Source organism: Burkholderia sp. Bp9143 (assembly GCF_003853645.1).
Lineage (GTDB): Bacteria > Pseudomonadota > Gammaproteobacteria > Burkholderiales > Burkholderiaceae > Burkholderia.
This window is the reverse complement of sequence record NZ_QTPO01000087.1, coordinates 1-19,707: the sequence shown is the minus strand read 5'-3', so window position 1 is coordinate 19,707 and position 19,707 is coordinate 1. Positions and strand designations below refer to the sequence as shown.

12 protein-coding genes and 8 pseudogenes are annotated in these 19,707 nt (G+C 56.0%); 8 read left to right on the top strand and 12 right to left on the bottom strand.

Features of this window, described 5'->3' with window-relative positions; genetic code table 11:
• Positions 1–311: 311 nt before the first annotated feature.
• The 4 genes and pseudogenes from DIE23_RS40965 to DIE23_RS40615 form a co-directional block, all read right to left on the bottom strand.
• Positions 312–533 (bottom strand): hypothetical protein, encoded by a 222-nt coding sequence (locus tag DIE23_RS40965; RefSeq protein ID WP_409364278.1) that lies wholly within the window; start codon positions 531–533, stop codon positions 312–314.
• Between the two features lie 15 nt (positions 534–548).
• Positions 549–671: pseudogene (locus tag DIE23_RS40960) on the bottom strand (transposase); the annotation flags it as partial.
• Positions 672–1,189: 518 nt separating this feature from the next.
• Positions 1,190–1,680 (bottom strand): annotated as a pseudogene (locus DIE23_RS37630) (ATP-binding protein); the annotation flags it as partial.
• Positions 1,677–1,859: pseudogene (locus tag DIE23_RS40615) on the bottom strand (IS21 family transposase); the annotation flags it as partial. The pseudogenes DIE23_RS40615 and DIE23_RS37630, both read right to left, overlap by 4 nt.
• A 454-nt stretch (positions 1,860–2,313) precedes the next feature.
• Here DIE23_RS40615 and DIE23_RS37620 point away from each other — a divergent pair.
• The gene (locus DIE23_RS37620) at positions 2,314–4,023 is read left to right on the top strand and encodes a DUF1302 domain-containing protein (protein WP_124617804.1); all 1,710 of its coding nucleotides are present in this window, start codon (positions 2,314–2,316) and stop codon (positions 4,021–4,023) included.
• A 1,206-nt stretch (positions 4,024–5,229) separates the two neighbouring features.
• Here the strand turns inward: DIE23_RS37620 and DIE23_RS37615 are convergent.
• Together DIE23_RS37615 and DIE23_RS37610 are read right to left on the bottom strand one after the other, a co-directional pair.
• The gene (locus DIE23_RS37615; protein WP_124617802.1) at positions 5,230–5,421 is read right to left on the bottom strand and encodes a hypothetical protein; all 192 of its coding nucleotides are present in this window, start codon (positions 5,419–5,421) and stop codon (positions 5,230–5,232) included.
• Between the two features lie 141 nt (positions 5,422–5,562).
• A pseudogene (locus DIE23_RS37610) lies at positions 5,563–5,722 on the bottom strand (transposase domain-containing protein); the annotation flags it as partial.
• A gap of 37 nt (positions 5,723–5,759) precedes the next feature.
• On the opposite strand from DIE23_RS37610, the pseudogene DIE23_RS40955 reads away from it, so the two are divergent.
• Positions 5,760–5,931, top strand: a pseudogene (locus DIE23_RS40955) (IS66 family transposase); the annotation flags it as partial.
• A gap of 123 nt (positions 5,932–6,054) precedes the next feature.
• On the opposite strand, the gene DIE23_RS37605 reads toward DIE23_RS40955, so the two are convergent.
• Entirely contained in the window at positions 6,055–6,846 is a 792-nt protein-coding gene (locus DIE23_RS37605; protein WP_124617800.1) for a hypothetical protein, read from the bottom strand.
• A gap of 801 nt (positions 6,847–7,647) precedes the next feature.
• On the opposite strand from DIE23_RS37605, the gene DIE23_RS37600 reads away from it, so the two are divergent.
• The 5 genes and pseudogenes from DIE23_RS37600 (at position 7,648) to DIE23_RS37580 (ending at position 13,704) form a co-directional block, all read left to right on the top strand.
• Positions 7,648–8,643, top strand: a complete 996-nt coding sequence (locus DIE23_RS37600) for a helix-turn-helix domain-containing protein (protein WP_124617798.1) — start codon at positions 7,648–7,650, stop codon at positions 8,641–8,643.
• A 52-nt stretch (positions 8,644–8,695) separates the two neighbouring features.
• On the top strand, positions 8,696–9,502 hold the full coding sequence (locus DIE23_RS37595; RefSeq protein ID WP_124617796.1) for an enoyl-CoA hydratase/isomerase family protein: 807 nt from the start codon (positions 8,696–8,698) through the stop codon (positions 9,500–9,502).
• 696 nt (positions 9,503–10,198) lie between these two features.
• Positions 10,199–11,584: a DUF1329 domain-containing protein gene (locus DIE23_RS37590; protein WP_124617794.1), complete on the top strand. Its 1,386-nt coding sequence runs from the start codon at positions 10,199–10,201 to the stop codon at positions 11,582–11,584.
• Positions 11,585–12,036: 452 nt separating this feature from the next.
• Positions 12,037–12,825 (top strand): SDR family NAD(P)-dependent oxidoreductase, encoded by a 789-nt coding sequence (locus DIE23_RS37585; RefSeq protein ID WP_124617792.1) that lies wholly within the window; start codon positions 12,037–12,039, stop codon positions 12,823–12,825.
• Positions 12,826–12,939: 114 nt separating this feature from the next.
• Positions 12,940–13,704: pseudogene (locus tag DIE23_RS37580) on the top strand (IS5 family transposase).
• Positions 13,705–14,528: 824 nt separating this feature from the next.
• On the opposite strand, the pseudogene DIE23_RS40610 reads toward DIE23_RS37580, so the two are convergent.
• A pseudogene (locus DIE23_RS40610) lies at positions 14,529–15,211 on the bottom strand (integrase core domain-containing protein); the annotation flags it as partial.
• A 194-nt stretch (positions 15,212–15,405) separates the two neighbouring features.
• Here DIE23_RS40610 and DIE23_RS40950 point away from each other — a divergent pair.
• A pseudogene (locus DIE23_RS40950) lies at positions 15,406–15,591 on the top strand (IS3 family transposase); the annotation flags it as partial.
• Positions 15,592–15,690: 99 nt separating this feature from the next.
• Here the strand turns inward: DIE23_RS40950 and DIE23_RS37565 are convergent.
• The 4 genes from DIE23_RS37565 to DIE23_RS37550 form a co-directional block, all read right to left on the bottom strand.
• Positions 15,691–16,545, bottom strand: a complete 855-nt coding sequence (locus DIE23_RS37565; RefSeq protein ID WP_185646611.1) for an SDR family NAD(P)-dependent oxidoreductase — start codon at positions 16,543–16,545, stop codon at positions 15,691–15,693.
• Positions 16,546–16,877: 332 nt separating this feature from the next.
• Entirely contained in the window at positions 16,878–17,735 is an 858-nt protein-coding gene (locus tag DIE23_RS37560) for a MaoC/PaaZ C-terminal domain-containing protein (RefSeq protein ID WP_124617784.1), read from the bottom strand.
• A gap of 9 nt (positions 17,736–17,744) precedes the next feature.
• Positions 17,745–18,656: an SDR family NAD(P)-dependent oxidoreductase gene (locus DIE23_RS37555; protein WP_124617782.1), complete on the bottom strand. Its 912-nt coding sequence runs from the start codon at positions 18,654–18,656 to the stop codon at positions 17,745–17,747.
• An 81-nt stretch (positions 18,657–18,737) separates the two neighbouring features.
• On the bottom strand, positions 18,738–19,707 hold a 970-nt coding region (locus tag DIE23_RS37550; protein ID WP_124617780.1), incomplete at its 5' end, for an acetyl-CoA hydrolase/transferase C-terminal domain-containing protein.

The window sequence follows — 19,707 nt, the reverse complement described above, 5'->3', positions numbered from 1 at the left end:
TGATCAACCGCTCGACGGCTACCGTCGTCGCGGCATAACAGCCAGAGTCGCACAAAACGAATTATTCAGGCCCGACTACGTAACGCGACACTGCAATGATGTTCAGGTCGGAGTGTTGGATGTCCGGCCAGTGCCCGGTCTACCTTCTATCCGTGCTGGCGCACGTGGCCGGTCACCTCATACCGCATGCGCAAAGCGCTGGAACCACTCCGTCACCGACGCGCACCACATCTAGTGCAACGGCCCCCGATGGATAGCCCGAGCGTGTTCCGGGCACGTTGACCTTGAACATCGCCCTCAGTCACTGCTCCTCAGGTGATCGCCACATCACCGTCATGCGGCTTCAGTCTTGCACCGATCGGAATCTCGCCATACTCCAGATTGCGCGATAAGGCGATCGACAGACGGTGCGCGAGCGCCACAATGCCAATGCGTCGAAAGCGCTTGCCGCCGCCGGCGAATCGTGCATTGAACCATTGACTCAACTGGCTTGCCGGCTGGAAGCGCAGCCAGCTCCACGCGAGTTCGATCATCAGCCATCGGGCCCGCTTGTTGCCGGCCTTACTGATGCCTTGTTCGACTTCACTGGTGCCGCTTGCGTAAGGCGTCGGAGCCAAGCCGAGACAACCCGCGACTTCGTGACGGTTGTGGAACCGCCGCCAGCCAAACAGTTCCTTTTTAAAGATCCACGCACAGCGCGGCCTGAAGCGCCCACCAGTGCGCTCGATCCGCAGGTTGTGTAAGACCAGCTATGAGCGGATCCGATTGCAGTGCGCTCCTGTTGCAGACGCTCGAGTTCGCGGTGTAGCCACCAGTCATCTTCTTGCTCGGGCGTGGGGATCCGCGCGCCCCCCCACACGCGCCGCTCGCCGGAGTGATACTGCATCAACAATAGCAGCTTGTCGCTGTTGTCGAGTCGATCCGTTTTCGCACGACGTGCTCGGCGGTTCACTTCGATGCACGCCGAGTCCACCACCACATTGCCGATTCCCTGTGTGACCATCCAGTCGTGTAGCCAGAAGCTGTCGCGGCCTGCCTCATAGCAGCGGTACACCGGAGCATCGCCTGGCAGGCGGCAGCGCAGTCGTGCCCGGGCGATCGCAGCCAATACCGCCCCAGTATCCCTGTCAAACGCATTTGAAATCTGACCCATTTCGCGCCTGATCGCGCAAAGTAAAACTGAGCCAGCCGTTACCTTTTTCGATGACGGGACGTGTCCGGCTTTGCGTTGCTGTTTCAGTTTGTAGCTGTCTCCTTTGATCTGGATGATGTGGGCATGGTGCAGGATGCGGTCGAGCATCGCTGCGGTGAATGTGGCGTTGCGTCCGAAGGTTTCGTCCCACCGCGCAAACGTAAGGTTGCTGGTCAGGGTCATTCAACCTCGTTCGTAGCGCTTGGCGGCGATCTGGAAGTAGTGGCTGGGCTGATCGCCTGAGAGTGGCGGATGTAGTTGTAGTCATCCAGCGTCTTGATAGCGGTGAACCCCGCCATGCGCACCAGTGTTTGCCGTGAACGAACCTGCCTCGTCTCTCGTTCGTGCGCGAGCGCGTTCTCGAGGAAGTCGAGGAAACTCCATTGCTTGGCCGCGGCGTCGCTCGCCAGAGCGACGTATCGTTACAGCAGTCCCTCGAGCTTCAATCTCTGGCTGTGTCCGCCGATGCGTCCCTGCTGCAGGTTCATGCGCGCACCTCGGTCAGCAATTTCTGGTAGACGGACAACGGGTGCTGGATCGACATCGTGGGGTCAACGCGCGGACGAGCGACGGTGCGAGCCGGCAATCGGGGCACCGCGTAGTCAGACATCTCGCGTAAGCAAGCCAGTTCTCGTTGCTCCAGCAGAATCGCGGGGGCCAGGCCTGTTTCCTCCCAAACACCGCAGGATAAGCGGGCTGAGACCACCCGCACCCTTCAAGTTGACCTACTACCCGAACAACGCAACCGATCAACAAACCAGTCTTATGGTATGCATCAATACCGTCTCTTAGTGTAATACCTAGGGTGCGCGAGCTTGCGACGCCTCCAGAGTCACGCTAGATTACGAGGTGAGCGACGCCTCGACGAACAATCGGATGAATCAATATGGTATGCATTGAGATTGTATGTATAAGTTCTGGCGCGGCAAGATTGAGCCGATCACGTTTGGCAGAGTGATTCTCAGTGTCTAAGCATCGTCCAAGGGGCATCCTAAGTCAGAGGAATACAGACCCCATTCAGAGTCATCTTCCGACTTCGAAGCCAGTGAGCCGTCGACCAGTTTACGCGATCGGAGAGGGGCCAAAGACGCACTTACATATGTAGATTGAGGAGACAATCAATGATGAAGAGAAAAACGACACTTGGTGTGCCGTTCAAGCAACTAAGCCTTGTTGCGGCTTTGGCGGCCGCTTGCTATCTCCCCGACGTCGCAAAAGCATTCGAGATCGATACTGGCAATCCGGATATTTCGTTACGCTGGGACAATACCGTCCAGTACAACCTGGGCATTCGAGCGGCAAACTGCGACCCCAATATTTGCGGAGACGGGCGAGGCGCAGGTGATCCAACCGCCTCGGCCTCCGATAGGAAGTTTGGAAAAGCCGGTGACGTTATTACCAATCGTATTAGCGATCTGTCGGAACTCGATGTCATCTACAAGAACCACTGGGGCTTTCGCGTCAGTGGCGATGCGTGGTATGACGAGGCGTATCACAACACTTCCGCGTCGCCGGATCCAGTATTCGAATCGTTGGGTCTCGGCCAGTTGCCTAATAACCAGGCTACGAACTACATCAAGCGCTGGAACCGAGGGCCGTCAGCTCAACTCCTCGATGCATTTGTCTTTGGTCGAATCGATGCTGGAAACGTGCCAATTGACATAAAGGTTGGGCAGCACAACCTCTATTGGGGTGAGTCAATTTTTTCATTCGTTGGCGGGGTGGCTGACGGTCAGGGGCCAGTCAACATACGTAGTGCACTCACAGTTCCTGGCAGTCAGGCTAAGCAACTCTTCATGCCAACGAATCAGATCTCGTTCTCCGCTGCTCTGACCGATCGCGTAACATTAGCGGGTGAGTATTTCTTCGGCTGGAAACCGTCGATGTTACCAGACGGAGGAACTTATTTTGGCCCTGGGGATTTTTTTACTCTGGGCGGCGGAACATTGTTGCCGTTCATCGGACCGGGCGTGGCGTTCAACGGTCAGCAGCGTCCAAAGAATGAAATGGGTGATTGGGGTATCGCGCTCAAGCTTCGACCGGAATGGCTTGACGGCAGTGCGGGCTTTTATTTTCGTGACTACACGAATAAATTTCCGCAGCTTGTCATGAATAGTCCGAATAGTGCGGTGCTCGACTACACGCAGCCGCGACAGCAATTGATTGGCTTCAGTTTGGCGAAGGAGATCGCAGGCATCTCGTTTGGCGCGGATATTACCTATCGACGAAATGCGATGCTGGCGGCATATACCTTTGCTCCGGTATTCATGGATACCTCGCGTGGAGACTGGCATCCGCAGGGCGACATCATGACCGCCCTGGTCAATGCTATCTCCTATTTTGGCAAGACGCCGTTGTTCGATTCAGCGTCGCTAACTGCTGAATTGAACTACTCAAACTTGCTTAAGGTCACCCACGATCCTTACCACCTTTTTTTGGGCTTACCGCAAAACTGCGGCGCTGGTACAAGCACAGCTGGAAACGCGCTTGATCATGGCTGTCCGACAAAACAGGAATTTGCGCTCGACATTCAGTTCGTTCCGGTATGGTATTCTGTCCTCGACGGTGTGGATTTAAGTATGCCAATATTTTTTGGCATTGGATTGCATGGAAATTCACCCGTGCCATTCGGGGACAATCAAGGTCAGGGAAACTATAGCGTCGGATTGTCATTCGATATAAGAAAAAAATACACAGTTAGCGTTGCATATAATGGATTCATTGCGAGGCACAGCAATGATTCGGCCGGAGCCATGAGTAACAGCAATGCAACTCTCGGTAAATACTGGGACCGCAACTGGGTTTCATTGACCTTGCAAACGTCATTCTGATTCCATTCTTATAGAATCGGCGCAATGGTTTTGTTATTTCATTCCAATGATGCGGTACATGGAAATCACGGAAGTAACCAGATCATAAGTTGCACGCCGAAAGGGTGAGATGTCACCTCGCCCTTTTGAGGGGGCGCCTGCTTTAGGTCACTTGAGACGTGTTGCAGTCCTTGCTTGAAAAGGGGGCGCAGAGGAGCCGCTAGCTGGCTTCTGACGTTACCCTGCGGTGCAACTTGGGTTGCCGCGCGCCCTTCGGGGAGCGCGGCCCCCAAAGGACGCAGCACGCGACTTTGACTGCACTGTGCTTGAGCGCAGGATAAAGCGCGCCACCAACGCCGGTTACGTCAACCGCACGCGCCCGTAGTAGCACCATTTGGGGATTTGCCTTGTCTCTGAGACGAAGGGCGATAACCCGTCGCGATACCGGTATTTCATCAGCGTTCCCTCGGTGAATCTAATATGGACCATCGACAACTGCACTGCGCGGAAATCTACACCATTTCGGGTTGGATTGTTGGCGATCATCGGATTTTGACTCACGGTTTTCATTCAAATTTGTCCCCTCTAAGACAGAGTAGTATGTCTTTTACCTTATAGATAATCCCTCGATGTTTGCTCCGCTTGCAGCATTCTTTCTCGTCGTACGTGTTTTTGGTGAACTGATCTTGAAGCGCCAGGACTGATTGGTTCCGTTGATTTGGGCGATGATGTCGTTAGACAAGGGGATCCTCCTGCAGGACAGGACTCTGGCTCCGTGGCGCGAGCTGTCTGCGGTAGGTTCCTCGGTCAACAGCAACTTCGTTACCGTCACTGCACGCATTTCCACTGGTGCGTTTAGGCGGCGGAGAATATTGAGCACGTGCTCACCGCTAGCGCGCCGAAATCGAGTGCAACCTGGACCGCAAACAGTACGTGAATCCAGACCGCGCTCATACACCACCGCGACCACCTACGTCATCACCCTGTCGCCACCTAGGTGCCTCAGCAGATGCCGCTGCAGGTTTTGAAGCGGCGACGGCGTCGCGAACAGTGCGCCATTTCGCGGCGCGCCGGGCTTGTGCTCGGCCAGCGTGATGCAATACGCCAATCGTAAAACATCGTGTGCCGTCCAAAGCTGCGTTCGTGGGGGGGCGATCTCGCGATCGGCAGCGACGACGTTCAGATACGCCGGATAGCAGCGCAGGCTTGCAAGTTCAGTTCATTCGTCTACTCGGTGGGCACGCTGTAGCGCTTGCGCCGGAAGTGGATCGGACTGGTCGAGGACACGCATAGCGTCTGCTTGACGTAGCGGTCGAACGGACGCGGATGGGCCGTCAGCCGCGTGCGCTCGTCCTGCAGTGCGTCTGCGATCGTCAGCTCCGACCATTGTGGATGACGCGGGCGCCACGCCCTGGGCATTGCGCGGCGCTTCACTCGTTGAGGAGCTCGAGAGGCTCCCAACGAAGCAACACGGCTTCGCGTTAGATCTGCGTAAGCGTGCCGCCGGAGCCATCGGTACTGTGTTGGCGTTTATGCAGTGGCGAGCTGATCGGCGACAGCCTAGGGTTTGAGTTCGGGGGCGCGGTTGATCAGATGTTCTGCAATGCGCGTGAGCACGGCGCGCAGATATGCTTCTGGATCGATACGGTTGAGCTTGGCCGTGCCGATCAGGCTATAGATCGTGGCAGCACGCTCGCCCACCCAACTCCGCACCGGCGAACGGGCCACTCAGGCGCTGATGCTGGTCTGAGCATAAGCGCCGCAACTTGTTGTTCGCGGGCTCATTGGGCGCCGGTTGTCGCGCTGCCGCGGTCATGACCTTGGTTCAGTTGGCCGAAATGAACAGTCACGTTCACCGAAATGCGCATCCATCTCAACGACGTACTCGAGCGGCTGCCTACCCGGCCGGTCGCTCATCTCGAACTTTAGCCTCAGCACTGGAAGCTGGCGCAGGCGTAACCACAGGACGGGGTTCGCCAGACACCTATCATTGAACTTCGAGTATGTCGATCCAATTCGATGTATCCGAGGAAATTCATATGATTCGATGAATTAATCGGTGCGTGCAGCCAAGTTTGTACTGATTTGCGGCGATAGGCTGCATACCTTCCCGCTAACCATATACGCGAGCAGCAGCGATAACGCCATGGCAATTGCAGCGGCGGGGTAGGTTGCCGCGTAGCCGCCACCGGAGTTCATCGCCAACCAAACCGGCCAACCGACTCCAGTTAGCGCGAAGACGAGCGAAGTTATCACCAAGGGTATGACGAGCAACACCTTGACTCCCGTCAACATCTCGCGCCAGGAGTAGATCGCCGAACCGATGAAGATGGGAATGAGCGAATTTCCCATGGCCTGCCACAGCGGAAGCCCAAGGAAATTGAAGGGCTGCGGACCGTAATACACGTATATGCCCAGCTGCAGGACCGGTACTTCCAGTGCGATGTCGGTTAGCCAGCAGAATACGTAGAACCGCCAGAACGTCGAGGTGGTCATGCCCTTGCGGAGCCGCCGGTAGAACCAATAGCCCTGACCGCCGAGGTAGCACGCGTATCCCGGGAGATCCCACAAAGGGACGGATATGTTGAAAATGCGATACAGCGGGGTGTGTCCGAACTGGGGATACCAAATGGCCCCCTGGATGTCCCAGAGGCACTCCGTCAATGAGGCGACTGCTGCACCCACCACGATAAGCGCCGGAATCGCGCTCCGGGTGCGTTGGACTTCCTTAAGAATCCAGATTGAGACGCCAAGCAGCATGGCAAAACTGGCTATTAGAACCCAGTGGTAGATGGGGGGCATAACCATGTCGACTGGCGCCAACGGTATTTGATTTCGTTCCATGCTGGACCCTTGTGATGTTTGATCAACCGGCCGGGGCTTCCGGGCGGTTCGATACGCAAAATACAACGAGGCAGGTGAGCCTATGTTGTCTGACCAAACCGAGGCATCTCGGGTCAGGCTCTCCGCATTCTTTTCCTGCTAGTGGGTGATGCATTCGTATCACGTGGTTGCTGGCGGCGCGCAAACATGCGGGCTTTTCGTCTCAATGGATATGAGCTTGACCGCGCGGAGCCACCGGCGCGAATGACGCGCCCAATGACTGCATGAGCAACACACGGGTGTTCGACAAGTAGTTTTTGGGGGCAATTGGTGTCTCCCCATTGAACCAGCCGCACCCAACTTGATGCAGTACGTAATAGTACCTGTACTTTCTGCCAGGCAATATTGCGTGCATAGGAGGTTTCCCCAGTGACAGACGCCGACGTTTGTATGTTGCTGCATGTCTGGGCAGCTCGCGCATGCCGAGCCACTCTAGTGCCAGGTCTCGTCAATGTGCGGGTAGAGTTGTGTGGCCATGCTCGGCGTAGCGGTTGCACGAGACCCGGAAACGTTGGTGGTTACAATGCAGGGGAGGTCAAAAAGCGCGGCACGCAGAACTTGTCGTGTGAGCGGATCGGACATGACGATATGAATGGAAAAAACAGTCCACTCATTATCCGAATTAATTCTCGGGTGTTTTGTTGGCCAGCGCATCGATTGTTGTCATTGGGCGAACGTCGATGAGTTGGTGTTTTCCCCAAATCAAAAATATCCTGCTGTCTCTCAGAATGATTTTTCCGAGTACGAAAACATACCGTTCAAATGCATTTCGATCTGGTCGCAAGCAGCCCCGGTTCTGCGTCAAATGGCTTTGACCCTGAGGTGGTCGAGGCAGCGTTCGCGCATTCACCGGTGCATTGCAGGGTCGATTACTCTGTGGATCGGCACTCGCGTGTCACCGGTTACCGGGGCGTGCAACTCGGAGCGGTCGATGTGTCGTGCTATGAGGGTGTTGGCTATCACCGCGGCGACCGACCGTCCAGCCACGTGTTGGCGGACAGGCGAGATGACTTTCTTCTGACCATTCCACTGCGTGCGCGTATCGACATGCAGCAAGGCGAGGCGTCGCAGGCTCTCTCGGCGGGCGCCTTTTGTCTGCTGGCGACGTCGAGGCCGTTTCGCGCATCCGTGCGCAGTCTGCACGATGGCGAGGTATTTTCGGCGCTGCACTTGCGCATCGGTGGTTCGATGCTCAGACAGCATATTGCGAACGTCGAGATGGTGTGCGGACAGGCACTGCCCTTGAAACCCGGGACCGGGAGCATGCTGCGCCGCGTGTGTCAGATGGCCATCGAAGAGGGTAGATGGATAGCGCCACACGAAGTGCATGGTCTGGCCACCATGCTGGTCACGGCGGTGACCAATGCCATTGGAGATCTGCCGGACAAGCTGGCCCCTCCGGCGTCCGCCACGATGCAAGCCCATCAGCGCATTGCGCGTCAGGCCGCGGAGTACATCGAGGCGCACCTGTCGGACGTCGACCTTGACACGGAAGCAGTCGCATCGCATTGCCGAGTGTCCAAGCGCTACATGCAGACCGTGTTCGCCGAACGCGGACAGACCGTGCGCGACGTGATTCGGGAACTGCGCTTGCTGCGTTGTCGCGAGGCGCTTCGAAACAAGGCGCTGCAGGGTCAGCCCGTCGCGCTGGTGGCATACAGCTGGGGCTTCACTGATCTCCCCAATTTCTGTCGCGCGTACAAGGCGCGCTTCGGTGTACAGCCAAGCCGTGACCGCGTAGCAGTCGACGCGCGCTGAACCGGTATTACACCTTCACCCCAGGGGCATTGCCGCCCCACACGGAGACCGCATGACCGACCATATCATCGAGCGCGAGGAGGACGGCGTCCTCGAGTTGCGCTTTAACCGTCCCGACAAACTTAACGCTATCACCCCAGCAATGCTACAGCGATTGCGGGAGGCAGTAACGCGCTTTGCTGCGACACCGGCGCTTCGCGTCATGCTGCTCGCGGCCAACGGCTCCTACTTCACTTCCGGTCTCGAGGTTACGGCTGAGATTTCCCCGCCGGAGGGTAGCAGTACGCTTGAAGGGCGGCGCTGGTATCGCGACAGCTACCACCGTTTGTTCGACGACATCGAGGCGATCGAGAAGCCGATTGTTGCGGCGCATCAGGGACATTGCTTCGGCGGCGGGCTCGAGATGAGTCTGTCGTGCGACTTCCGCCTTGCCGCGCGCAGTGCGACCTATCGCCTGCCTGAGATCGACATCGGGGCCTTGCCCGGCTCGGGTGGTGTGAGCCGCCTTACACGCATCGCCGGCCCACACTGGGCCCGCTGGCTGGTGATTGCTGGTGAGCGCGTCAGCGCGGATGAGGCAGTGACGATGGGTTTCGTCCACAGGGTGTATGACGACACTGTATTCGACAGCGAGGTTCGCGCGTTTTGCCGCAAGCTGGCGGCGCAGCCGCAGGAGATGATGGGGTTGGCCAAGCTGGCAATCGAGTTGTCCCAAGACCTTTCGCGCGATCAAGCGCGCAACGTCGAGCGCATCGCCAACAGCATTCTGTTTACCGGTTCCGAGCATAAGACAATGGTGCGCACCTTTCTCGAGCGTCAGGCCGTTAAGCGACGGCTTCGCGAAAGTGGCACCGCGTAAGTCGTCAGGACTTTGGGCCTGTTAGGCAAGACCGGGAACATGTCTGCGCAAATGGTACTTTCAGTTTAGGCCACGCGAGGGAATGATCCCTATCGCCCGAATTTCGCAGAGCTTCCCGGATGTATGAATATTTGCCGTCGGAACCGACGATGGTGTCGAGTGTCGAAGGGCGAGTTCGGTAGTCGTTGCAACGAATTCCTCGCCCGCGGAAGCAGTTGGTAGGTTCGGGAACGTTCGGCGTTGGCCGTAAAATTATGCAGTGCGAAGCGATTAATTTCGACCGCGTGATATGAAGCGGCCACTCCCGGAGCGCTTCGATAGACGCCGCCGCTGGCTCTCAATTGGTTGCTGCCGACAGATATAGGCGCCGGCTCGGAGGTGGTGCCATGTTTACTTATGGTATCAATGCATATAGTATTCATGCATATCTGAATCTGGGCGGCACCGTCGGTGCGTGTCGCGATGGGCATTGTGGGACTTTGGTGTGAAGGATCGGAGGTTGGTATGGGCTTGAGATGCAACTCGCGGTTCCGAGCGAGCCATCAGCACCTCCTGGATGCCCGCGCGTTTCGAGTGTTTGTCGTGGAAATTGAGTGCATAAGAAGAAGGACCCTATCAGGGTGCGTTGTGGTCGATTGTTTGCTTCGCTCAACATCAGTCAGAGCGAATATGAAATCATCTTGGAGGAGACGTCAAATGAGCAGCAAATTTCGTGTGGCCTCACTCTTGCTCGGTGCGGTGATGTGCGGCAGCGCGTTGGGTGCAGTAACAGCCGACGAGGCGAAGGAACTGAACGGCCCAACGCTTACGCCATGGGGTGCAGAAAAGGCAGGAAGCAAAGACGGAATGATACCGGCGTGGACTGGGGAGCCCTTGAAAGTGCCCGCAGACTATGATCCGCAGGAGCCAATGCGGTATCCCAGCCCCTTCAAGGATGAAAAGCCTCTGTACACCATCACCGCTCAGAATATGGCGCAGTACGCGGATAAGATGACGGAGGCACAGAAGCTTATGATGAGGAAATACCCTAGCTTTCGGATGAATGTATATCCGAGCCACCGCGTCGCCAATTATCCGAAATTCGTGCTCGACAATACGATGAAAAATGCCACGGCTTGCACGACCGTGAATCATGAGTTGGTGTTGAAGGGGTGCTATGGTGGGTTGCCGTTCCCGATTCCTAAAACCGGCTACGAGGTGATGTGGAACCACCTTACTCGCTTCACGATGCCAGGGTGGCATATGGTTGCACCGGGGTACCTTGTTCCAGCCGATGGTGATCCGATCCTCACCAGCGTTAACGACATCCACGAGGCGTTGCCGTTCTACCACCCGGTCAGAAGCACCCCCGTAGATGACAAGTCGCTCTACTGGGTAATCCGCTTCGACCAGACTGCGCCGGCGCGCGTTGTTGGTTCGAAATACCTCATGCTCGACGCGCTCGATTCCTTGAATATCGGTCGCCGCAGTTATTCTTATCTTCCTGGGCAGCGACGCGTTAAACTTTCGCCCGACCTTGCTTACGACACGCCAAATCCGACATCTGGCGGGGTGTCGACCATGGACCAAAGTGGGATATTCACCGGCGCAATGGATCGCTACGACATCAAACTTGTCGGGAAGCAAGAAAAGTACATCATGTATAACAATTATGAGCTCAACGACTACAAGGTCTGCTCTGCTGAAAAACTGCTGACGAAAAATTATCCGAATCCGGATTGTATTCGTTGGGAGCCACACCGCGTTTGGGTGCTTCAACTCACGCTGAAGTCTGACTATCGGCATATCATGCCGAAGCGGACGATTTATCTCGACGAGGACACGTATGGGGCAGGAGCCTCTGACGATTACGATGCCTCCGGACATCTCTATCGGGCCACCCAGATGCCGTATATCCGCGTCTACAACAAAAATGGAGGTGTTGGTAACCTCGCAGACTGCACGCATGAATATGACTTCCAGTCTGGTTCTTACCACAACACCTGCGTGGTACGACGGAAAGGAGATGGCGCGGAGGAAGAGGCTCCTAAGTCGATGACATTCTTTTCGCCGGATGCACTTGCAGGCGAAGGTATTCGTTAATCGAATCGGAATTTTTTCTCTCGACTCTGCCCCGGCCAGCGAATGTTGATCTGCGTCCGGGGCCGATGAGCAAATCTCTCACCAATTGAGCCGCGTGGATGGGCTCATCCCGCGGCTTTCCCGCTTTTGCGATGGCAGATTCAGATGTGAACGATGTCGGAATCAGAAGTTGATGCTCGAAATATTGTATGTATTAATATCATATGTGCAATTATCAAATCGGTCGCTTGCGGATGTCATGCCTTGGTGCGGAGTAGGTCGAGTGCTATCACCCGAACGTTGGCGAAGTAAAGAGATCTGCGGTGCAACTTGTTGATTTGCGCCCCATTTCATCTTGTGCGCAAAAGGTGCATGAACGATGAAGATCGCAACGAACGGTTTATCTTGGCCGGTGAACATAACGTTGCTTTTGGGCGAAAATTAGGACTGGAACGGTAGGGAGAGGAGGAACGATGATGACCCGCAGTTGGTTGACGGAAGAGCCGCGGTTTGAAAGCGGGGTCGCACTGGTTACCGGGGGCAGCGGTGGTATTGGGCGCGCGATCGCTCTTGAGTTGGCGCGCGCCGGTTCGGATGTGGTGATCACGTATGGGCGGAACAGTGCCGCCGCTGATGAGGTGGTGAAGGAGATTCGCTCCCTTGGCAGGAAGGCCGAATCTGAGGCGCTGGCAATCGAGGATGCCGCGCATGTACAGAGCCTTGTAGACCGTGTGATCGCGACACACGGGCACTTGCATTCAGTTGTTTACGCCTCGGGACCACGGCTGCACATGGAGTGGATCGGCGACATCCGGCCTGAAGACTGGGCGCGAGTGATGGCGATCGATATCAATGGTTGTTTCAATCTTGTGCGTGCCACCTTGCCGCATGTTCGTCGGGTCCGCGGAGCATATGTTGCCGTGATCACTTCCGCTGTTGAACGGGTGCCGGCGCGTGACATCCAATCAGCCGCACCTAAGGCGGCGATTGAGATGTTGATGCGCGGCGTCGCTAAAGAGGAAGGGCGCCATGGGGTGCGTGCCAACTGTGTGGGGCCGGGCTGGATTGACGCCGGTCTGGGGCGACAGGTAATGGAAACTGAACTCACACCGGAAATTGTTGCGCAGATCGTCAAGTCCATTCCTTTACGCACTATGGGCCATGCAGAGGACATTGCAGATGCAGTGTTGTTCTTGCTGTCTTCCAGGGCACGCTTTATTACCGGCCAGTCTCTCGCCGTTGATGGCGGAATGCAGATCTGAGTCTAACGACATAATCGAATATCCGCTGAAGCTGTTGTGAAATTTCGGATTGGGTCTGTTTGCATTTTTCGAAAGGGCGTTAACTTTCTATCTTGTTTTGCCGGACGGGAAGCGATGCGCCATGAACTGATAGGCGACGAGCTGTGGCCACTTGTCCAATCTTTGCTGCCGAAGCGAGCGTCGCGGAACCACCGATATGCAGGACGCAACTCGACGTCGGACCGAGCGGTGTTGACAGGCATCGTATTCGTACTGCGCTCTGGTATTGCCCGGAATCTGCTGCCGCAGGAAATGGGCTGTGGCTCGGGCACCGCCTGCTGCCAGCGGTTGGTTGCATGGCAAGAGGCGGGCGTCTGGCAGCGCATCCACGAGACGCTGCTGGCGGAGTTGCGCCGTCGTCGCCAACTCGATATGGCACGTGTCGTTGTCGACAGTTCTTCGGTTCGCGTGATGTGGGCTGGAAAAGAACCGGTGCGAACCCCATGGATCGTGCGCGCTGCGGTTCCAAACACCACGTCGCCAACGGCATGCCGACCATGGTCATCCTGACGGGCGCCAATCGCAACGACATCGCGCAACGGCTTCTGCTGGTAGATGCGATTCCGCCATGCACGGCGTACGCGGGAGACCACTCCGCAAGCCCGGTCGGGTCTACGCCTATCCCGCATACGCTCACGACAAATGCCTCGGCCGCTACACGCAGCCGGTATCACGACTTACATTGCCGTGCGTGGCGAGTCCCACGGCAGCGGCTCCGGCAAGGTGCGCTGGGTTGTCGAGCGTACTCGCGCATGGCTGCACGGTTCCCGCCGTTTGCGCATCCGGTTTGAACGACGAGCCGATATTCACGAAGAGTTCCACAAGCTGACTCGAACCTAAAACAATGGCTCTTGAAGTTTGGTTTCCGTTTATGTTTATGGTAAAAGGCGAAAATTGGTAGTTGTCACGGGCGTTTTTGGTGCCGTGTTTATCGGTTGGTTAGTTGGGGTGCGATTAAATAAAAGGTGATTCGCTATTTTTTTGTTTGTCGAAGTGACCGTGAGAGATAAGGCGGAATCGTTAAATTTAGAGGGTGAGCGGCGATGGAAGATTCTGGGACGGAATATCGACTGTTTGTAGTCTTGACATGCATCGGCCTACTGGGTGCCTTATTGCGGGTATCGGGGGCGGGCGAAAACGCATCTTCTTTGTGGGGCTTACTAGCACCCACGTGTAGCGACATCCTGATCTTCTTTGGAGGAATTGGAAGTTTCGGACTGTTGTGTACCATAATATTCGGCTCGGCTGGAGTCGAGCGCACCCTTTTTTGGGTGTTTGTGGTGAGCATCTTGGGCGTGGTGATATTATATATTAATAGGGCGTGAAACTCGATTAACTCTAGTTTCAATGAACTGTTGAGGAAGTATGTCTCAGGTTGAGAATCAGTGAGGTGACGTTATAGGTATGGCAGGTGAAGTATCGGCGACTTGGGCCGTCAGAACTGCGTCGCCTGCGCCGACTGGAGAAAGAGAATCGCAAGTTCAAGGCGCTGGTGGCCGACCTGTAGTTGGGCAAGGCAAAGTGCTGCAGGATGTGAGAAAAAGCAGCCTTAAAGCCCTGCCGTCGATGCAAATTGGCCGATGACATGTTGCAACGCTACGGCGCGAGTCTGACGAAGGCATGCGGACGTGCCGCCGTATGGCCGGGCACGCGGTCACGCTTGGGTTGGAGTTTGCTGGCTGGTGAATCCCGCGTGGCGAACGGTATTTCAGCGCGCTTTGCGGATGCTTCTCGTTGTAGTGGTCGGATGTGATGGCCAGGCTCGGCAGCGCCGTTCTGGCGTCGGGCTTGGGCATACATGAAACGTAATCACGTTTCATCGTTTTGACGAAGCTCTCGGCCATTCCGTTGCGTTGCGGACCTCTGACGAGCGTCGTGACCGGCTTCAAGCCGATTTCCCGCGAGAACGTCAGCGTCTCGTCGGCAATGTAGCAGGAACAGTTGTCGCGCGGCCACTCGATTTCGCCGTCAGTTAGCAGTGCGCCGTAGAAGCCGATTTTCGACTGCGTGAAGCATCACGTCGCGCACCATGTCTCCGGTGTAACCACCCATGGTCGTGGCCCAGCTTATGGCCTCGCGGTCGCAGCAGTCCAGTGCGAAGACGAAGCGCAATGGGGTACCGTGGTCGCAGCAGAATTCGAAATCGTCCGAGCGCCAACTGACGTTGCTTCTGTCCACCGCAAACCGGCCATCGTGCCGACGCGTCGAGGGGGCATGATAAGGTCTGCGCTCGAGCAGCAGGCCGTCGCGACGCATGACGCGATACCCCCGTTTTGCATTGACGCGAGGCTGACCGAGCGCATTCCGGCTTCGCCTCTTAGCCGTATGTGGGCAGGTCGGCCACCAGTACGCGCGATCGGCATGTCATCCAGGACGGGTGCTCGTGCCCATCTGCGCGAGCCGCAGGTTGCCGTATTCGAGTGAGGTCGACATTAGTTCGCAACTCATCTTGAAGGCGATGGATCGTTGGGCCTACAAGAACCGTGTCACGTTCGACGTCGGCCGTCACGTCCTGCCAGTTGACAATGCACGTGTGAATCCTTCAACGGCCAGCCGCGTCAGGTGTGTGTGAACGCCACCCTGTTACTTTCGTTGGTTCGTGCGCGGCGCAAGATGGAGGGCTGGAGGAGGCACTACAACGAGATCCCTCACCATTTCGCGTGGTGCGGTGGTACACGCACCGAAGTTGCCCGTCGTTGCGGGCTAACGCCAACAACGACGGATTGAAAGAAGCCGGAAGGCTCTGGTTCTGAGCTGGACTAATCTACGTTTCAGAAAAGTCGCTCTGCCATTGTGTAACGAGCTACGCTGAAGCAACGCAGTACTTCATGAGAGGTCTGCCGGCAACGGTTTGTTGTTGAGGGACAGCGCCATCATCCGATCCATCCACCGGTCGGGTAGCAGCCAATTCAAAAGGCAAACGATCTTGGAGTCATTTCCAATACGATAACGTGTAGGCGGGCGACGCGAAAACAGGGCTCTGTCAATATGAGCAGCGCACCGTTCCGCAGTAATGCCAGCCGCGCTGCTCACGACTCGGAAGTAACGTTTGTACAGCGCGCCATACAGGGAACGCTCTTTGGCGGACATCGCATCCAGATAGTGTTGAACGGCCGGAGCTTGGCTGGTTAGCATATCGGTCAAAACTACGCCTGGTTCGGCGACGACAATGTGGAGATTCATCCCAGCGGTCTCGCGACGCGCGGTATCAGCCATCGATTCGATCGCATGCTTGGATGCGCAATAGGCGCCGAGAAGAGGGCCCGACGCTTGGCCCCACAATGACGTAACGAGAACCAGGCGGCCATTATGGCCCCGCAGACGTGGAATGGCGGCCCTGAGGATTCTCAAACTACCCATCGCATTGGTATTGAGAATTGACTCGAATTCACTATCGGCCGTGAGTTCTATTGCTCCAGGCATGGAGATGGCAGCACAGTGCACGATGCCATTCAATTTTGCACCATTTAGAAGGCGATCAACTTCGTCGAAACCTTCCGCCACCGAGTCAGTATTGGCGACGTTCATCTGGACGACATGCAGTTCCTTTACCGGCGGGAAGTTGTGAATGTCGGTCGTCTTTCTGACCATCGCATACACCGTGTCGCCGCGTGCCAGCGCGCGCTCCACAACGGAACGGCCAATGCCACGAGCGGCGCCGGTAACCAGAATATTCGCCATAGACTCACGCATCCAAAGAATGTCGACTTGATGAAGTACGTACGCGCTGTCAGATGCTCGCGAACGTACACAGATAGTTTCGCTTATATTGGGGCATCGGCGCCGGTCGCCACACCCGCGATCAAGAACAAAAAATATACCCAAAACTAAATGGCACCGTAGCATACAGAGCGATTGGAGGCGTTGAATTCATGCTCACATCCATACGTGGTCGCCTTGTATGAGAGGGTAATGGCCATCGACTGAGCATCCGAAACGCTACGCGCCAGACCGAGGGTCTGGCGCGTGTTCTCTTTGCGGAGAACCCTGTGGTTGGCCTCGGCCTGCTACCGTCAATCGGGATCAATCTCCGCATAACCGTTGTTAAGAACGGTAACATTCCGCTCCACCGCCGTCGTGCGGAAGCTCACGCCGTTGCACTCTCGCCAGAGCTCGGTAAGCAGTGTTTCGCCGGGATAAACCGGTGCAGAGAACCGGAGCTTGACCGAACGCAACCGTTCCGGATCGTCATTACAGCCACCCTGAATGATAGCGCGCGTGGCCACGCCCATCGTACAGAGTCCGTGAAGAATCGGCTGTTCAAACCCTGCCTGGCGGGCGATAGCGGGAGATGCATGAATCGGGTTGTGGTCGCCAGATAACCGATAGATCAATCCCGCCTGTGGAAGAACGGGCAGGCTAACGGTGCAATCCGCTGGCCTGTCCGGAACCGTGTGCAAAGGAGGAGGCACATCGCGCGTGCCACCGCATCCCCCATCGCCGCGAAGGATATAGGTGGAAGTTACCGTGCTGACGATTTCGTTCGACGTCCCGTCCCTTAGCGTTTTCTCGAGATACAGCATTGCACCTTTGCCGACACCTTTGTCGATGACATCAGCAACGCGGTAAGACCCGATGTAAGTTCGCCCCGGAACGAGCGACGCATGAAGCGCGAACGATTGCTCACCGTGTAGAATTTTGACCCAGTCGATGCCAAGTTCGGGCTCCGTGATCCAAGGGCCTGGATGGGATATCACATTGACCATGGAAGGGAAAACCTTGAGCCCATCTTCGTAGACGAACTGCAGGTCGTCGTCCGCCTGCGGCCGATCACCAATCCCGACGCCGAGCGCATACAACATGCAATCCAGCGGAGTCAGCTGGTGTTCAAGAGCGGGAAACTGTTTTGACAGAACTTTTTCGAGATTCATCGCTTAACCTCAAACCGGATCCCAGGTGAACACGTCGCGGGACTTATCGAGTGGGAAGAAGGAACCCTGAAGCATTGGGATCGCACGGTCAATGCAGGACTGCACAGTCCATCCTTCGCTCGCGTGCGCGCTACGGATGGGTCTCGGTTGAGAAAAGAGATAAACTTCGTTATTGCGAACGCCGAAAATTTGCCCGGTTACGTGCTTCGCCCCGTCACTAAGCAGGGCAAGAGTAAAAGGTGCGATCTTCGCAGCCTCGAGGCGCATGTTAATTTTCATGCGGGCCTCACCTTCCGGGGTATCAGTGGGGATCGTTCCGACCATGCGGGTAAACGCAAACGGTGCGATACAATTCGAACGGACCTTAAATCGTTCCATGTCCAATGAAATCGCCTTGGACATGCCCACAATACCCATTTTGGCGGCGCAATAATTTACTTGCCCGAAGTTTCCAATCAGACCAGAAGTCGACGTCATGTGCACCATCGCGCCGCTTTCCTGCTGTTTGAAGTGTGGAGCTGCCGCACGCGAGATGTTCCAGCTGCCCTTGAGGTGGACGTTTATAACAGAATCGAACTCCTCTTCGCTCATCTTATGAAAGATGATGTCCCGAAGGTTTCCGGCATTGTTTACCACACCGTCAATTCTTCCGTAGAGATCCAATGCCTGCTGGATGATTTTTTGGGCGGCCCCCCAGTCTGCAACACTGTCGGTATTTGCCGAAGCCGAACCACCCGCCGCAATAATTTCGTCGACGGTTTGTTGAGCGGGACCATTGCTGGCACCCGAACCGTCAATATTGACGCCGAGATCGTTCACGATCACCTTCGCGCCTTGGCGTGCGGCCTCGACTGCGATTGCCTTGCCGACGCCGGCGCCAGCACCAGTCACAACAATTACTTTTTCCGCAAGCAGATTCATGAATGATTCTCCGAGATAATAAATATTGGTGCGCACAATGCGCCGGGTTTATTTAACTATTGCAAGTCGCTTTCGATGGGATTAAAGATGAGTGGCGATGGCCCTCCATGCTTCATATAGTTCATCATGGAATTCCGGGGCGGCGACTCCGATGATGGCCTCAGCACGTTCGTGAACACTTGCTCCGGTCAATTTGGCAATCCCGAATTCGGTGACGATATAGTCGACGTCGATGCGAGATAGCGAGGCAACTGCCGGACTAGAAAGGCGCGGGACTATGCGAGATCCATTTCCGTGTCGCGCCGTGAGGGCTACGATGCTGCATCCGCCTTCAGTGAGGCGTGCGGCGCGTGCGAAGTCAGGTGCTCCACCAGCGCCGCTAACGGCGGCGCCATTCACGTGCTCGAGATTGCATTGGCCGAAAAGATCGACTTCGATAGCGGAATTGACTGCAACAAAATTACGCAAACTCAACAGGGTATTGGGTGCATGTGTAACATCGCAACCTGCGATACGGAGTGGCATAAAATCTTGAACACGCGTATATAACTCGGTACTTCCTACAATGACACATGTCGTGTGAGTGTATTGCATGTCAAGTGCGCCCGCCTCCGCTAGGTTGAGCAGTCCATCGGAGAGCATTCCAGAGTGCAATCGCAGATTCCGTCTATCGCTCAACAACCGCATCAGAGCCGTTGGAGCCTTTCCAAGTCCTACTTGCAAGACGCTCCCGTCGTTTATCAGCGGAGAAACATGTCGAGCAATCGTTTCAGTACGGCTATCGGGAGTATCGTTGTAAACCGGCAATGCAGAGTCGATCTCGCAAACATAGTCGAAACTCGCATAAGGTATGCTGACCGATCCGGGCAATCGTGGCGTTTTGCGATTGATTAATCCTAGTCGGCGTTTGCTTTTGCTGAGTACCAGTGGTGTGAATTCAACGGCAGGGCCGAGCGAACACCATCCCGAATCGTCAGGAGCCGACACCTGCACGACTGCCAGGTCGATGTCCTGATGTTCCCGAATTTCGCGCGCAAACTCGGCATACGAT

Bases quoted from the DNA above. Each gene is read 5' to 3' on its own strand.
- DIE23_RS40965 (WP_409364278.1), bottom strand. From the start codon at position 533: ATGATCGAACTCGCGTGGAGCTGGCTGCGCTTCCAGCCGGCAAGCCAG.
- DIE23_RS37620 (WP_124617804.1), top strand. From the start codon at position 2,314: ATGATGAAGAGAAAAACGACACTTGGTGTGCCGTTCAAGCAACTAAGC.
- DIE23_RS37615 (WP_124617802.1), bottom strand. From the start codon at position 5,421: ATGCCCAGGGCGTGGCGCCCGCGTCATCCACAATGGTCGGAGCTGACG.
- DIE23_RS37605 (WP_124617800.1), bottom strand. From the start codon at position 6,846: ATGGAACGAAATCAAATACCGTTGGCGCCAGTCGACATGGTTATGCCC.
- DIE23_RS37600 (WP_124617798.1), top strand. From the start codon at position 7,648: ATGCATTTCGATCTGGTCGCAAGCAGCCCCGGTTCTGCGTCAAATGGC.
- DIE23_RS37595 (WP_124617796.1), top strand. From the start codon at position 8,696: ATGACCGACCATATCATCGAGCGCGAGGAGGACGGCGTCCTCGAGTTG.
- DIE23_RS37590 (WP_124617794.1), top strand. From the start codon at position 10,199: ATGAGCAGCAAATTTCGTGTGGCCTCACTCTTGCTCGGTGCGGTGATG.
- DIE23_RS37585 (WP_124617792.1), top strand. From the start codon at position 12,037: ATGATGACCCGCAGTTGGTTGACGGAAGAGCCGCGGTTTGAAAGCGGG.
- DIE23_RS37565 (WP_185646611.1), bottom strand. From the start codon at position 16,545: ATGGCGAATATTCTGGTTACCGGCGCCGCTCGTGGCATTGGCCGTTCC.
- DIE23_RS37560 (WP_124617784.1), bottom strand. From the start codon at position 17,735: ATGAATCTCGAAAAAGTTCTGTCAAAACAGTTTCCCGCTCTTGAACAC.
- DIE23_RS37555 (WP_124617782.1), bottom strand. From the start codon at position 18,656: ATGAATCTGCTTGCGGAAAAAGTAATTGTTGTGACTGGTGCTGGCGCC.